The 15631-nt window shown below is 51.7% G+C and carries 14 protein-coding genes; 9 read left to right on the top strand and 5 right to left on the bottom strand.

Annotation, left to right across the window (positions count from 1 at the left end):
• The first annotated feature begins 3 nt into the window (after window positions 1–3).
• The 6 genes from AL515_RS19545 (at window position 4) to fucO (ending at window position 6676) form a co-directional block, all read left to right on the top strand.
• A complete protein-coding gene (locus AL515_RS19545; RefSeq protein WP_003034055.1) occupies window positions 4–987 on the top strand; it encodes an ABC transporter permease in 984 nt (327 codons plus the stop codon).
• Between the two features lie 73 nt (window positions 988–1060).
• A complete protein-coding gene (locus AL515_RS19540) occupies window positions 1061–2011 on the top strand; it encodes an ABC transporter substrate-binding protein (RefSeq protein ID WP_061068495.1) in 951 nt (316 codons plus the stop codon).
• Window positions 2012–2064: 53 nt separating this feature from the next.
• Window positions 2065–3645 carry an FGGY-family carbohydrate kinase gene (locus tag AL515_RS19535; RefSeq protein ID WP_061068494.1) on the top strand — a complete coding sequence of 527 codons (1581 nt, stop codon included), beginning with the start codon at window positions 2065–2067 and terminating at the stop codon, window positions 3643–3645.
• A 66-nt stretch (window positions 3646–3711) separates the two neighbouring features.
• Window positions 3712–4710 carry a LacI family DNA-binding transcriptional regulator gene (locus tag AL515_RS19530; protein ID WP_061068493.1) on the top strand — a complete coding sequence of 333 codons (999 nt, stop codon included), beginning with the start codon at window positions 3712–3714 and terminating at the stop codon, window positions 4708–4710.
• A gap of 142 nt (window positions 4711–4852) precedes the next feature.
• Window positions 4853–5500: an L-fuculose-phosphate aldolase gene (gene fucA / locus AL515_RS19525; protein WP_005130946.1), complete on the top strand. Its 648-nt coding sequence runs from the start codon at window positions 4853–4855 to the stop codon at window positions 5498–5500.
• A 27-nt stretch (window positions 5501–5527) separates the two neighbouring features.
• On the top strand, window positions 5528–6676 hold the full coding sequence (fucO, locus tag AL515_RS19520) for a lactaldehyde reductase (RefSeq protein ID WP_048213086.1): 1149 nt from the start codon (window positions 5528–5530) through the stop codon (window positions 6674–6676).
• Between the two features lie 75 nt (window positions 6677–6751).
• Here the strand turns inward: fucO and xni are convergent, their stop codons facing one another.
• The 5 genes from xni to queF all read right to left on the bottom strand — a co-directional run bounded on the left by xni (window position 6752) and on the right by queF (window position 13255).
• The gene (gene xni, locus AL515_RS19515) at window positions 6752–7507 is read right to left on the bottom strand and encodes a flap endonuclease Xni (RefSeq protein WP_061068492.1); all 756 of its coding nucleotides are present in this window, start codon (window positions 7505–7507) and stop codon (window positions 6752–6754) included.
• 151 nt (window positions 7508–7658) lie between these two features.
• Window positions 7659–9026 (bottom strand): L-serine ammonia-lyase, encoded by a 1368-nt coding sequence (locus AL515_RS19510; protein ID WP_061068491.1) that lies wholly within the window; start codon window positions 9024–9026, stop codon window positions 7659–7661.
• 53 nt (window positions 9027–9079) lie between these two features.
• Window positions 9080–10369, bottom strand: coding sequence for an HAAAP family serine/threonine permease (locus tag AL515_RS19505; protein ID WP_003034073.1), 1290 nt, complete (start codon window positions 10367–10369; stop codon window positions 9080–9082).
• Window positions 10370–10928: 559 nt separating this feature from the next.
• A complete protein-coding gene (gene ppnN, locus AL515_RS19500) occupies window positions 10929–12293 on the bottom strand; it encodes a nucleotide 5'-monophosphate nucleosidase PpnN (RefSeq protein ID WP_048213083.1) in 1365 nt (454 codons plus the stop codon).
• Between the two features lie 113 nt (window positions 12294–12406).
• On the bottom strand, window positions 12407–13255 hold the full coding sequence (gene queF, locus AL515_RS19495; protein WP_061068490.1) for an NADPH-dependent 7-cyano-7-deazaguanine reductase QueF: 849 nt from the start codon (window positions 13253–13255) through the stop codon (window positions 12407–12409).
• Between the two features lie 68 nt (window positions 13256–13323).
• Between queF and syd the strand changes: the two genes are divergently transcribed.
• The 3 genes from syd (at window position 13324) to truC (ending at window position 15614) form a co-directional block, all read left to right on the top strand.
• Window positions 13324–13869, top strand: coding sequence for a SecY-interacting protein (gene syd, locus AL515_RS19490; RefSeq protein ID WP_061068489.1), 546 nt, complete (start codon window positions 13324–13326; stop codon window positions 13867–13869).
• A gap of 633 nt (window positions 13870–14502) precedes the next feature.
• Window positions 14503–14832 (top strand): YqcC family protein, encoded by a 330-nt coding sequence (locus tag AL515_RS19485; RefSeq protein WP_061068488.1) that lies wholly within the window; start codon window positions 14503–14505, stop codon window positions 14830–14832.
• Window positions 14832–15614, top strand: a complete 783-nt coding sequence (gene truC / locus AL515_RS19480) for a tRNA pseudouridine(65) synthase TruC (protein WP_061068487.1) — start codon at window positions 14832–14834, stop codon at window positions 15612–15614. Before AL515_RS19485 ends, truC begins: the two co-directional genes overlap by 1 nt.
• Window positions 15615–15631: the final 17 nt, after the last annotated feature.

Here is a 15631-nt window from a genome sequence, read left to right as displayed (position 1 = left end):
TTTATGACTATCTCTGTAACCTCTTCAGACAGCAATAATAAGAAAATAAAAATTAACAAAGAGCTTTTAATGCGCCTGGCGCCGCTTTTGAGTCTGATTATTCTGGTGATATTTTTTAGTTTTGGATCACCTTTCTTCTTTAACACTGAAAACATTATGACAATTGCCCTGCAAACCTCGGTGATTGGCATCATGGCGATTGGCGTTACCTTCGTCATTATCACTTCAGGAATCGACCTTTCTCTTGGCTCGGTAGTGGCTTTTTCTGGTGTTGCGGTAGGTATCAGCGCCACGCTGGGATTACCTCTGCCCGTATGTATTTTGGCGGGTGTGCTGGCGGGTGGATTATGCGGCTATATCAATGGATTGCTGGTCACTAAAATGACTATTCCGCCCTTTATTGCCACCCTGGGTCTGATGATGTCCGTCAGAGGCATCAATATGGTAATGACTGACGGCCGGGCAATTTACTTTGCTGATTATCCCACCTTCAAGATGCTGGCGCAGGGACGCTTGTTCGATGTGCTGCCTTACCCCGTTTTTTACCTCGTGGTTGTCGCACTGATCGCCGCATATATCCTCAAGAAAACGGTGATTGGCCGCTATGTCTATGCCGTGGGCAGTAATGAGGTTGCTGCGCATCTTTCCGGGATTAAAGTCCAGCGCGTGAAAATTTTCGTCTACGCATTTTGTGGTCTGCTGACCGGGATTGCCGGGGTCATTCTGGCCTCTCGTTTGAACTCGGGCCAGCCGACCGTCGGCGTGGGCTATGAACTGGAAGCCATTGCTGCGGTGGTCATTGGCGGTACCAGCCTGATGGGGGGGATTGGCACTATTGGCGGCACCATTATCGGCGCATTCATTATGAGCGTGTTGAAAAATGGTCTGAACCTGATGGGCGTCTCGCAGTTCTGGCAAATGGTGGCCATGGGCGTAGTCGTTATCGCCGCGGTTTATCTCGACACTTTACGCAAAAAAATTCGTTGATTTACGCACCCGGAAGTCACGGGACAACATAACCCTGACGTTTAGGGTGACTCACTCAGAACGGAGTAAAACAATGAGAACCAGGAATTTTGTCTATGCGTTATCCCTGCTGGCCTGCATGACATCCAGCGCACTGGCTAAAGATATGAACCTTCCTGTGGTCAGTAAAGGCTTCCAGCATGAATTCTGGCAGACCGTAAAAATGGGTACCGAAGCGGCAGCGAAAGAGTTGGGCGATAAGACCAGCTATGTTGGGCCTGCCGATGAAACTCAGATTGCCGAGCAGATTCAGTTGGTTGAAAACGCAATGGCGCAAAAACCTAATGGGTTGCTGTTGGCGGCATTAGACGCCAATGCGCTTGCGCCATTAGTGGAAACAGCGAATTCACGCGGCATCAAGGTGGTGACGTTTGACTCAGGCGTAAATTCTGACATTCCTGTCAGCTTTGTGGCAACGAATAACCGTAAAGCAGGGGCTGAAGCGGCAGATGCTCTCGCTGCACAAGTGGGTAGCAAAGGGAAAGTCGGCATTATTGCGCACGTGGCTGGAACCTCTTCCGCAATTGAACGTTCGGAAGGTTTTGTGGCCAGAATGAAGGAAAAATATCCGGATATCAAAGTTCTGCCGGTTCAGTACAGTGATGGCGATCCGCAAAAAGCGATGGATAAAACCATCGATATGATCCAGGCAAACCCCGATATTGCCGGGATCTACGGCACCAATGAAGGCTCAACGCTGGGTGTGGCGAACGCCATTGATAGCCAAAACCTGAAAGGTAAAGTGAAGGTGATTGGTTTTGATAGCACCGAAGCAATCATTGCCTTCCTGAAATCTGGCGTGATCCAGGGCTTTGTTGTACAGGATGCGTACCAGATTGGCTATCAGGGTATTAAGACGCTGAATGCGGCCGTGTCAGGTCAGTCAGTACCGAAAGAAATTGATATTCCGGTGAAATTTGTTAATGCGCAGAACATTGATACACCGGAAATCGACAAGCTGTTGCACCCATTCGGTAAAAAATAAGACCGCGGGGGCGGTACATTCGCCCCATTATTAGCCAGCGTCAGGGAGCTACTATGAGCAGTGGATATTTCCTCGGAGTGGATGTCGGTTCCGCCAGTGTCAGGGCTGGTGTTTTTGATGCCAGTGGCAAACGGCTGGCTTTTGCGACATTCCCTATCTCGCAGTTTCGACCTAGCCCCGAGCGGGTAGAGCAGTCATCTGCCGAAATCTGGCAGCAGGTTTGCCATGCCGTGAAGGAGGCTGTGTCGTCAGCCGGGGTTAGCGTTGAGGAGATCCGCTCGCTGGGGTTTGATGCCACCTGTTCGTTAGTGGCTCTGGATGAACAGGGGCAGGGTCTGGCGGTTTCACCTGGTGAACCGTCAGACCATAACATCATCATGTGGATGGATCATCGTGCGGTGCAGGAGACGCAGCGTATCAACGCTACACAGGACCCGGCGTTGCGTTATGTCGGTGGTGAAGTCAGTGTCGAAATGGAACTACCCAAAGCGTTGTGGCTAAAAAACCATTTCCCCGCGACCTGGCAGAGTGCACACCGCTTCTACGATCTGGCGGATTTTTTGGTCTGGAAAGCCACCGCTTGTGATGTTGCTGGTCTGTGTACTTTAACCTGTAAATGGAACTATCTGGCACATGAGCAACGCTTTAGCCACTCCCTGCTGGATGCGGTTGAATTAACTGATTTACTGAACAAAATTCCGTCGCGGATCCTGCCCCCGGGCGCGGCCGTTGGGACGCTCAGCCCCGATGCGGCACAGGCGCTGGGATTGACGACAGCGGTGGTAGTCGCCAGTGGCATGATTGATGCGCATGCGGGTGGCGTGGCGCTTGCCGGTGTCGAGCCTGCGGGAACATTGGCGTTGATCAGCGGAACATCAAATTGCCATATGCTGTGCAGCGAGCAGGAGATTCATACACCGGGTGTATGGGGGCCGTACTGGTCCGCTATGCTGCCTGGTTACTGGCTGACGGAAGGGGGGCAAAGCGCGGCTGGGGCGCTGGTTGACTGGACGCTTCAGGAGTCGGGTGCCAGCGCTGAGCTGTTTCACAAAGCTGAGGCCCGGGGCTGCCATCCCATAGTTTTAGTTAATGAATGGGTTGCCGCACTTGAGGAGCAGGAGTCTGAGCCTGGTCGTTATCTGCATGTGCTGGCCGATCACCACGGTAACCGTTCCCCGCGTGCGCGACCCGATGCCCGGGGCAGCGTTTGCGGTTTGACGCTTGAACGAGGTGAGATGCAGGTTGCTCGTCTGTATCTGGCGACATTACAGGCGATTGCCTGCGGCACGCGACACATTATGGAAGTGATGCGCGAAAACGGTCATACCATTTCTCGACTGACGCTATGTGGCGGTGCAACACACAATCCTCTGTGGTTGCGAGAGTATGCAGACGCCACCGGATGCGATATTCATCTTATGCAGGAAGAAGATGCGGTGACGTTAGGTGCGGCTATCACCGGTGCAGTGGCCAGCGGGGTGTGGGCAGATGTTCCCTCCGCCTGCCGGGCGATGGTTTGCCCAGGTGGGGTGATTAAAGCGAATCCGGCACGACGGGACTTCTATGACCGTAAATACCAGGCATATCTGATGATGTGGGATCAACAGCAGGCGCTTAACCAGGTTATGCAGTAAGACAAAAGTTTAAAATACTTTTATGATTGTGAATTGACGTTTTTGGATGTGAACTGGGACATATAAATGGCTAAAACAGTAGAACAGATAGCCAGCGATCTGAATTTATCGGTGACGACCGTGCGACTGGTGCTGAACGGGAAGGCTGAGCAATATCGTATCAGTGTCAAAACCCAAACGCGTATTAATGAATACGTTGAACGGTATGGTTATGTCATAAACCATTCAGCCCGCAGCCTGAAACTGAATAAAACAGATACGTTGGGGCTGATTGTACCCAATATATCTAACGTCTTTTTTGCCACACTGGCCGAGAAACTTGAACAACGTTGTCGTCGTTCTGGATATCAATTAACGATTAGTTGTACCTACGATGATGTTGATTACGAAAACAAATTAACGAAAGCGTTAATAGCTCGTAATGTTGATGGCCTGTTTATTGTTCCTTCAACATTAGAGAATCAGCAACACCATTTGCGTCAGGTCAGAAAACCGATGGTGCTACTCGACAGGGATTTTAAGTATACCGATAACGCGCTGGTTGAAAGTCATAACATTTTAGGCGGTGAAAAGCTGACGCAAAGTTTGTTTGATGCAGGCAAATCTCCGATCTGGTTTTTAGTCGGGGATACCGGATTGCCCAGTATTGGCGATCGTTTAAAAGGTTACCTTAACGCGTTGAACAATAATGGAATTTCTCATCGTGACTGGGTGCGTGAAGGTCCGGATAATACGCCGGATGGTGGTTATCGGTTGATGGATAAATTGATCAACGAACAGGGCTGTCCGCAGGCGTTTATTGCCTCATCATTACCTGTACTGGAAGGTGCCGTCATTGCTATTCGCAATCGTTTCGGTGTGATTCCACCGGATATTAATATCGGGACATTTGATGAACATCCCATGCTGGGATTCCTCGCGAATAATGTCTGGTCGATGCAGCAGGATGAAAATGTCTGGGCGGAAAAAGCTTTCGCTATGATGATGAGTGCTATTGATGACCAGCCCATTAAAGAAACTGTAAAAGTTGAGATGAAACTAATTAAGCGCGTAAGACAACAATAATTCGTCGCACTAACTAAATCGGCCAACTGAATCTGAATAAATGTGTTCAGTGGCTGCTCATACCTGAAACCTGACCCGTCTTACTCTGCGGCTGCATTTTTTCGCAATAAAGACGAGGGGCAACTGTACCCGGAGAATCATTATGGAAAGAATGCGTTTATCACGTGAAATCATCGAAACCTGCCTTGAAATGACCCGTCTTGGGTTGAATCAGGGGACCGCAGGAAATGTAAGTGCGCGCTATGAAAATGGAATGCTGATCACACCCAGCGGTATCCCTTACGAAAGACTCACTGAAAACATGATCGTGTTCGTAGATAACGACGGCAAATATGATAAAGGACAATTACCTTCCAGTGAATGGCGTTTTCACCTGGCGGCTTATCAGACGCGCCCGGATGCCAATGCAGTCGTTCATAACCATGCGATTCATTGCACCGCCGTGTCGATTTTGAACCGTCCTATTCCGGCAATCCATTACATGATTGCCGCGGCTGGGGGGAACTCTATCCCGTGTGCGCCGTATGCGACGTTTGGTACACGAGAGCTGTCAGAGCATGTGAGCGTCGCGCTGAAAAGCCGTAAGGCAACGTTGTTGCAGCACCACGGGTTGATTGCCTGTGAAGCGAATCTGGAAAAAGCACTATGGCTGGCGCATGAAGTCGAAGTCCTGGCCCGCCTTTATCTAAGCACCCTGGCGATTGTCGACCCGGTGCCGGTGCTGGATGACGAAGAGATCGCCATTGTGCTGGAGAAATTCAAATCTTACGGATTACGAATTGAAGAGTAATTTCGCATAGCGAAAAGGAGAAATACGATGGCGAACAGAATGATTCTGAATGAAACGGCATGGTTTGGCCGGGGAGCTGTTGGGGCATTAACGGACGAGGTCATCCGTCGGGGTTATCGCAAGGCTTTGATTGTCACCGATGCAAACCTGGTACAGTGCGGCGTTGTCGATAAGGTGACATCCCGTATGGATGCCGCCGGTTTGCCGTGGGAAATCTATTCCGGTGTGATCCCAAATCCTACAATTGCAGTGGTGAAGGAGGGATTGGGAGTCTTTCAGCAAAGTGGCGCAGATTATCTGATAGCTATAGGCGGCGGCTCCCCGCAGGATACCTGCAAAGCGATTGGCATTATCCACAATAACCCTGAGTTTGCCGATGTACGCAGCCTTGAAGGGTTATCGCCAACACGTGCTGCGAGCGTACCGGTGATGGCAATCCCTACGACGGCAGGGACGGCGGCGGAAGTGACCATTAACTACGTGATCACGGACGAAGAAAATCGGCGTAAATTTGTCTGTGTCGATCCGCATGACATCCCGCAGGTGGCGTTTATTGATGCCGATATGATGGATGGTATGCCTGCCGCGTTAAAAGCGGCGACCGGGGTCGATGCGTTGACCCATGCTATTGAAGGTTATATTACGCGGGCGGCTTGGGCACTCACTGACGCGTTGCACATCAAAGCTATTGAGATCATTGCCGGGGCGTTGCGCGGCTCTGTTAATGGTGACAGCCAGTCTGGTGAGGCAATGGCGCTGGGTCAGTACGTTGCCGGAATGGGATTTTCAAACGTCGGTCTGGGGCTCGTGCACGGGATGGCACACCCGCTAGGGGCCTTTTATAACACTCCGCACGGCGTCGCCAATGCCATTTTGTTACCGCACGTGATGCACTACAACGCCGAATACACCGGAGAGAAATTCCGCGATATCGCCCGGGTGATGGGGGTGAAAGTGGAAGGTTTAACGCTGGAAGAGGCGCGTAAGGCTGCGGTAGATGCTGTGTTTGCGCTTAACCGCGATGTGGGGATCCCGCCGCACTTACGTGATGTGGGGGTACGTAAGGAAGATATTCCTGCGCTGGCGCAGGCGGCATTTGACGATGTTTGCACTGGCGGTAATCCGCGTGAAGCAAGCATTGCCGATATTGTCGAGCTTTACCATACCGCCTGGTAATCACCTGGCGTTTATCCGGCCTACTGGAGGGACGATGCGTAGGCCGGATAAGCGCAGCGCCATCCGGCAATAAGACTACCGTGCCAGCCGTAGCTGCTGGAGATTTCCGTCAATATGTAAGTCCGTTTGCAGCCGCGCGATATCACGGCACAGAAACGCCATCTCCTGGTGCATCTCCAGTTTCTTGCGCCACTTTTCCGGCACGTCTTCCAGATGTGCGTAAATCCCTTCCAGATGCTGAAACTGCATGAGTAGCTGTGTTGCACTCTTGGGACCAATACCTGCAACGCCCGGCACTTTTGAGCTGCTGATCCCGGCCAGTCCCCAATAATCTGGCAATTGCTGAGGCATTACACCAAATTCTTTCTCAATGAACGGCGCGTCCAGCCAGCGCTTCTGGAAATAGTCGCGAATGCGTAATGTTGGGGAGAGCAGTTGGCAATAACCTTTATCTGTCGAAACGATGGTGGCCTGATGTCCCGCCTGGGTGACTTTCACCGCCAGCGTTGCGGCTAAATCATCGGCTTCATTCCCGCTCGAGACCCAACAACAGACGCCGTGTTGTTCAAAAGCGGCGCGTAAGGCGGGCATTTCCTTGTGTAAATCGTCAGGCATTGGCGGGCGACCGGCTTTGTAGTCAGGTAAGCGTTGGTGACGCCAGCCGCTGTTGCGCGCTTCGTCATCAAATACCGCCACGGCGTGTGTGGGCTGACTGTGCACAATCAACTGATCGAGCGCGTGCTGGCACGTCTCCACGCAGGGCGACCCCTGGACGGCGTGAATGCGACGAATGAGATTGAGTGCATCGACAATGAGCAGATGGACGGCCACGGTGTTCTCCCTGATAAATCAGGCTGTAGGGTAACATTCACAGTGGGGGGAGGCGAAGATCTGAAACAACATTTTGCCGGATGGCGGCTGACGCCTTATCCGGCCTACAAATGACTGTGGCACTGTAGGCCGGATAAGTTTGCGCCAGGGATTAATCGCAGGTAACGATCTTCATCGCCAGACCGCCACGCGAGGTTTCGCGGTATTTGGCATTCATATCTTTACCTGTCTCGTACATGGTCTCGATAACTTTATCGAGGCATACACGAGGCTCGCTGGTACGGCGCAGCGCCATACGAGCTGCGTTCACCGCTTTCACCGATGCAATGGCGTTACGCTCAATGCACGGAACCTGAACTTGTCCGGCAACCGGATCGCAGGTCAGACCCAGGTTGTGTTCCATACCGATTTCTGCGGCGATACATACCTGCGTCGGGCTACCGCCCAGCAGTTCTGCCAGACCCGCCGCCGCCATAGAACACGCCACGCCGACTTCACCCTGACAGCCCACTTCAGCACCCGAAATTGAGGCATTCATCTTGTACAGGGAACCGATGGCGCTCGCGACCAGCATATAGCGTGCCAGTGAGTTAGCGTTCACGTCGCGGATAAACTTGTCATAGTACGCCAGCACTGCAGGAACAATCCCGCATGCGCCGTTCGTCGGGGCGGTAACTACACGTCCACCGGCAGCGTTCTCTTCGTTCACGGCCAGCGCAAACATGTTGATCCAGTCTACAACTGCCATCGGGTCAGTCGTGGTTTTGTCACTGCTAACCAGCATACGACGCAGTGCTGCCGCACGACGCGGAACGCGCAGTTTGCCCGGCAATACGCCTTCGGTGGTGATACCGCGTTCAATTCCACTGCGCATCACTTCCCAGACGTTTGCAAAGTGCTGTTCCAGCTCTTCTTTGCTGTGCAGGGCTAGTTCGTTCTGCATCATCAGGCCGGAAAGTGATAGTCCGGTTTCCTGACAGTGTCGTTGCAAATCGGCTGCGGATGTATACGGATATGGCACGTTTACCGGATTGTTATTCGGCAAACCAAAGTGTTCTTCATCAACGATAAATCCACCGCCGATGGAATAGTACGTCTGGCTGTAAATGGCTTTTTCGCCTGCCAGTGCGGTAATACGCATCCCGTTTTCGTGCAGGGACAGATTGTCCGTATGGAAATTCATGCACTTATCAACCGGGAATTCGACCTCATGTTGACCGTCCGCCAGCAGCAAACGTCCGTGAGTATTCACATCCTGGATAAAGGCCGGGATAGCATCAATGTCTACGGTATCCGGCAGATTACCCGCCAGGCCCATAATAATCGCGATGTCGGTATGGTGACCTTTCCCGGTCAGGGACAGAGAGCCATAGACATCAACCACTACGCGGGTTACGTCAGTGAGAATTCCGCGTGCAATCAGGTCATCCGTGAATTGTTTGCCTGCTTTCATCGGGCCAACAGTATGGGAGCTGGAAGGGCCAATGCCGATTTTGAAAATATCGAATACGCTAATCATGAGGCGTCCATTGTGTATCGAGGTGCGCCGCCCCGAAGAGCGGCGCAGGGGAATTAACTGAACAGAGAGTAGAAAATAGCGGAGATAGCGATCAGGCCCATAATCACAACGAACACGTTGCTGATATGGCCGCTGTATTTACGCATTGCCGGTACTTTCTGAATCGCATACATCGGCATCAGGAACAGAATCATCGCGATGATTGGGCCACCCAGGGTCTCAATCATACCGAGGATGCTCGGGTTCAGCGTCGCCACAATCCAGGTGGTTACCAGCATGAACAGTGCAGTGATTTTGTTCAGTTTGTTGATTTCGATGGATTTGCCTTTGCCGCGCAGAGACTTAATCACCATCCCGTTGAAGCCTTCACGTGCGCCCAGGTAGTGGCCGAGGAAGGATTTGGTGATAGCGATAATCGCGATGATCGGTGCCATCCAGGCAATAATCGGTGCGTTAAAGTGGTTTGCCAGGTAAGACAGGATAGAGATGTTCTGTTCTTTTGCTGCTGCCAGGTCCGCCGGGGTCAGGCTGAATACACAGCTGAAGACGAAGAACATAACGGTCAGTACCATCATGATGTGAGCGAATGCCAGAATCTTGGAGCATTTCTTCTCAGCTTCATCACCGTACTCTTCACGCTTCGCCACGGCGAAGGAGGAGATGATCGGGGAGTGGTTGAAGGAGAACACCATTACCGGAATCGCCAGCCACAGGGTCAACAGCAGGCCGTTGCCGGTGGTTGCCGCAGAGTCAAAAGACATGGTTTCCAGAATCGCACCGCTCCACTGAGGGATCAGATACAGCGCCAACAGCATCAGAGCCGCAACGAACGGGAATACCAGGATGCTCATCGCCTTAACGATCATCTGCTCACCGAAGCGCACGATGGTCATCATGCCGACAATCAGGATCAGAGACAGGATTGCACGCGGCGGCGGCGTAATCGCCAACTGGTGAGTCAGGAAGCTTTCAACGGTATTGGTGATTGCTACGCTGTAAACCAACAGAATCGGGTAGATAGCGAAGAAGTAGAGCAGGGTAATCAGTTTACCTGCGCCAACGCCGAAGTGTTCTTCTACAACTTCGGTGATGTCTTCACCCGGATTTTTACCGGACAACACGAAGCGGGTCAGACCACGGTGAGCAAAGAAGGTCATTGGGAAGGCAAGAATGGCCATGATGATCAGCGGGATCATACCGCCAACGCCTGCGTTAATTGGCAGGAATAATACACCCGCGCCAATCGCCGTGCCGTAAAGGCCCAGCATCCACATGGTGTCTGTCTTGCGCCATGCGCTGCGGGTCTGGCCCGTAACGATAGTGCTGGTTTGCGTGTTTTCCATCTGTTTCTCCTGGAGGAAGCTTAAAAAGTCGGGTTTGGGTTCAATCCAATGAAAAAATACCCGACTGTAAAACGAAATTCGTTTAGCGATTTTTATATAATTTTTCGCCGTAATAATTTTCGGGCGGAAAGATACATTTAAGTAATGAATGTATCAGTGATCGCGATCTCAAATGCAATAATCCACCTTTTATGTGGATAAATTTGGACCATTAATCTGTTAAAAAATAGTCAAAGCGAATTTACGGGCGTGAAGGCTAACATTAACGACATATGGCATGAAAGACAGGGCGCGAAGATACGAGGGTTGCGCTATAAAAACTGTTGTTTTTAGTGAATTCTGATGACTAATTATAATTTGCGGTGATAAATCACGGTTTCCCCTGGGAGGTAATCGTTTGCGTTTTGGGGCTCGCCAGACGAAAGATAATTGATATTTATGTTATTGCGTGAGCTATGTGACTGGTATCACTAAAAAAGCCGGTTGGCTGATGCGCCAAATCCGGCTTTGATATGGACAAAACTGTCACCGCTATAGCGCTGCTAGCGGGTGTTGAAGGTTATGCGCAGATCTCGTAGCACGGGATATACGCAGTGCCCGGTAACTTCATACGATGTTGTGCAACAAAGCCCTGCAGGAGATCGTCCATGCGGCGCATCATCTCAGGGTCACCGTGGATTTTGTACGGGCCAAACTCTTCAATGGCGCGAATGCCGACTTCTTTCACGTTCCCCGCGACAATCCCGGAGAATGCGCGACGCAGGTCTGCAGCCAGCACTTCAACAGGCTGGTCTGGATACAGTTTCAGATTCGCCATGTTTTCGTGGGACGGTTCGAACGGCATCTGCAGATCGGGCGCGATACGAATCGACCAGTTAAAGCTGTAAGCATCACCTGTGTCGCGACGGTTTTCTTTCACCAGCGGCATCGCTTTTTTCATCAGACGCGCCACTTCCGCTGCATCGTCAATGATAATGCGATAGTGGCGACGCGCATCTTCCCCCAGCGTGTGCACGATAAATTCGTCCAGCACGCGGAAGTAATCGGCGCTCTCTTTTGGCCCGGTCAGGATCAATGGCAGAACTTGATCTTTGTTGGCCGGATTCATCAGGATACCCAGCAGATACAACAGCTCTTCTGCTGTCCCTACGCCGCCCGGGAAGATGATAATACCGTGAGCGATACGCACGAACGCTTCCAGACGTTTTTCAATGTCCGGCATGATGATCAGTTCGTTAACCAGCGGGTTAGGCGGTTCCGCCGCGATAATTGACGGCTCGGTCATACCAATAAAGCGGCTGTCTTTGTAGCGCTGCTGAGCGTGGCCGACCGCGGCGCCTTTCATTGGTGCTTCCATCGCGCCCGGACCACACCCGGTGCAGATGTTCAGTTCACGCAGGCCTAACTGAGTGCCCACGCGACGCGCATACAAGTATTCGTTCTCGTTGATGGAGTGACCGCCCCAGCAGACGACCATGTTCGGCGCTTCACCGACGTGAAGCGCCCGGGCGTTACGCAGAATGGAGAAGACCAGGTTGGTGATGTGAACCGAGCTTTCGAGATCCAGATGCTGGAAACGACCCGCGTTATGGATCTGGCCATTGACGAAAAGAATGTCGCGCAGTACGGCAAACAGGTTGGCCTGCAGCGCGCGAATGATGCGCCCATCGACAAACGCGTCTTCAGGTGGGTTGATCAGTTCCAGCTTCACGCCGCGTTCACGGCGCAGCACGTTAATGTCGAAACTTTCAAAACGAGACAGCAGCTCTTTGCTGTTGTCTGTCAAACTGCCGGAGTTCAGAACGGCAAGCGAACAGTTACGAAACAGTTGATACAGGTCGCTGCTGGCCGTGCGTTTAAGCATATCGACTTCCAGCTGCGACAACATGTCCATTGAGCCAAGCGGGCTAATATGTGTAATCAAGTAAACTCCTTACGGGACGAGAGATATCATCCTCTACTGATTACAATAGCCCTGGCTTATGACCTTTCACAACCTTGCGCGCGGAATCCGACACGCAAAATTGAGAAAAAAGATTACTGACGCACCAGTCTGCCTGTTGCGGGAGTGAAATCTGTGTTGGTGCGCCATGGGTTGATATCGAGGCCGCCGCGTCGCGTGTAGCGTGCGTATACGCTCAGTTTCTCCGGCTGACAGAAACGCAGCAGGTCATTGAAAATGCGTTCCACACACTGCTCGTGAAATTCATTGTGGTGGCGGAAGGAGACCAGATAGCGCAGCAACTTTTCCCTGTCGATTTTGCGACCGCGATACTGAATTTGTATGGAACCCCAGTCAGGCTGGTGGGTGATCAGGCAGTTGGATTTTAGCAGATGGCTGACCAGCGTCTCTTCCACCGCTTTTTCACCGCTTACGGCATTTTCCAGATAGTCGGTGCTGAACTGGTAGTTATCGATGATGATATCCTGATTGTCGATACAGGTGCCATTGAAGTGGGCTATCGGCTGCCCTTCCTGTTCGTCAAGACGATAGAGCGCTACGCTGACATCACCTTGCGCGCAGGCGCGTAGATCGTGTTCCAGCGTCTGACGGACGTGTTCCCATGAGTCAAAACGCGTCTGATTAAAACTGTTCAGATACAGCTTAAAACTTTTTGATTCAATCAGATTAACGCTGGTGTAATCCAGCTCCACATGGCCGACCGCAACCTGCGGTAAGCCGTTGGCATTCAGCCATGACAGTTCATACAGCGTCCAGATATCGGCGCCGTGAAAAGGCAGATTATCGGCCTTAAGATCCAGCGGGTCGCGGTTCAGGCTGCGCGGAACACCCTGCAGCAGGCTGGCGTCGTAAATATCCCGGTAATCCGTTGATTTTCCGAGAGTCAGGCCGTCAAGCGCCTGATGATTTTCATAAGAGGACATGTTTCACCGTCATAAACCAGATACACTATGCGACAAGTGTATCCTGGCTTTTGTGAAGAGAGAAATCAGTGGACGAATTGACAGCACAGGCGTTGACAGCCTTTACGACGCGTTATTGCGATGCATGGCATGAAAAAAACGGCAGCTGGCCGCTGAGTGAAGAGCTGTATGGCGTACCGTCTCCGTGCATCATCTCCTCCACGAACGATGCGGTGTACTGGCAACCGCAGCCTTTTGTGGGCGAGCCGAATGTAAACGCGGTTGAACGCGCCTTTGATATTGTGGTACAACCCGCTGTTCATGCGTTTTATACCACCCAGTTTGCCGGGGACATGCACGCACAATTTGCGGATGAGAAACTTACTCTGCTGCAAACCTGGTCTGAAGATGACTTCAGGCGCGTACAGGAAAACCTGATCGGCCACCTGGTTACGCAAAAACGCCTTAAGCTCTCTCCTACACTTTTTATTGCCACACTGGACAATGAACTTGATGTTATTTCAGTGTGCAACTTGTCTGGGGAAGTCTGCAAGGAAACGCTGGGAACCCGTAAACGGACGGTTCTGGCGGCCTCGCTTGCGGAATTTCTTACTCAACTTAAGCCTGTTCTGTAATCCAGTTTGCCCTAGGGCGTGTGAGAGATCTCTTACAAACCCTGTAGGAGATTGCCAGGTGATCAGTAAAGACTTCATCGACCGATATAATGTTAACTATTTATAATTCAATTGGTTAATGTTTTATTGATAACTTTCATATGAAAATAATCATTAGGGTATGTCTGTAAGTGTCTTGTAAGACAATGCGAAACAGGCGATTCTATCTCTGTCGACAAGGAGTCGCACAACGAAGTGAACATCAGGATGATGACACTTCGGCAGGACACACCTGGACGGTGCTGCAAGGACAGGTTTCAGGATGAAGCAAAGAGGAAAACGCGGGAAGCGTTAAAGGACACCTCCAGGATGGAGAACGAGAGCCGGTCAGGATGTTCGGCGGGTCAGGATGGCCAGGACACTTCAGGATGAAGTTTTCACATCGGGGTGATGTGAGCAGGATGCAAAAGTTCAGGATGAACGCGGTCGCAAGACCACAGGAAAAGTTGTCACGGATGAGCAGGGAGCACTAAAAGTAGCTGGAATGCTGCGAAACGAACCGGGAGCACTGTTTTTACAGTGCTCCCTTTTTTTTATTTCCTTTCTACTGGTGCTATTCTTCGCGCCAGATTTTTCATCATTGAGGTTAATTTCATGACGACTCATGACCGTGTGCGCGAGCAGTTGCATGCGCTTGAAGTACTGCTGCGTGAACATAATCACTGGCGGATGGATGAGCCAGAAGCGCATCTGTTTTCCAGCACGCAGCCTTTTTGTATGGATACCATGGAGCCGGTTGAATGGCTGCAGTGGGTGTTGATTCCCCGCATGCATGCGCTGCTTGATAATGCGCAGCCACTTCCAGAAGCGTTCGCTATTGCGCCATATTATGAAATGGCGCTGGCAGCCGATCATCCACAGCGCGATGTGATCCTGATTGCATTGCAGGATCTGGATGCGCTATTTACCAGTGATAACGCCTGATGCTGGAGATTCTCTATCAGGACCAATGGCTGGTTGCAGTCAACAAACCTTCGGGCTGGCTGGTTCATCGCAGTTGGCTCGACCGCGATGAGAAAGTGGTGGTAATGCAAACGGTGCGCGACCAGATTGGTCAGCACGTTTTTACCGCCCACCGACTCGACAGACCGACATCCGGTGTGCTGTTGATGGGGCTGTCCAGCGAGGCCGGACGACGGCTGGCACAGCAGTTTGAGCAGCATCAAATCCAAAAACGCTATCATGCGATTGTGCGTGGCTGGCTGATGGATGATGCCGTGCTGGATTATCCTTTGGTGGAAGAGCTGGACAAGATTGCCGATAAATTTGCCCGTGACGACAAAGGCCCACAGCCTGCGGTAACCCATTATCGCGGCCTGGCGACGGTTGAAATGCCGGTGGCGACCGGACGTTATCCGACCACCCGTTACGGGCTGGTGGAGCTGGATCCTAAAACCGGTCGAAAACACCAGCTCAGACGTCACCTGGCGCATTTGCGTCATCCGATTATTGGCGACAGCAAGCACGGTGATTTGCGACAAAACCGCAGCGCCGCGGAGCATTTCGGTTGTCAGCGATTAATGCTGCATGCCAGCCAGCTTGCGCTGACCCATCCTTTCACCGGCGAACCGCTGGTTATTCGCGCCGGGCTGGATGACGTCTGGATGCAGGCGCTATCACAGTTTGGCTGGCGTGGACTTCTCCCTGAGAATGAAAGGGTTGAGTTCAGCGGGCTGTCAGGTCAGGATAAGCAGATAGATTCTTAAGTCCCAGGAGATTACGG

The sequence above is a fragment of the Citrobacter sp. FDAARGOS_156 genome (genome assembly GCF_001559235.2).
Taxonomy (GTDB): Bacteria; Pseudomonadota; Gammaproteobacteria; order Enterobacterales; family Enterobacteriaceae; genus Citrobacter; species Citrobacter youngae.
This window is presented reverse-complemented; position numbering and strand designations above follow the sequence as displayed.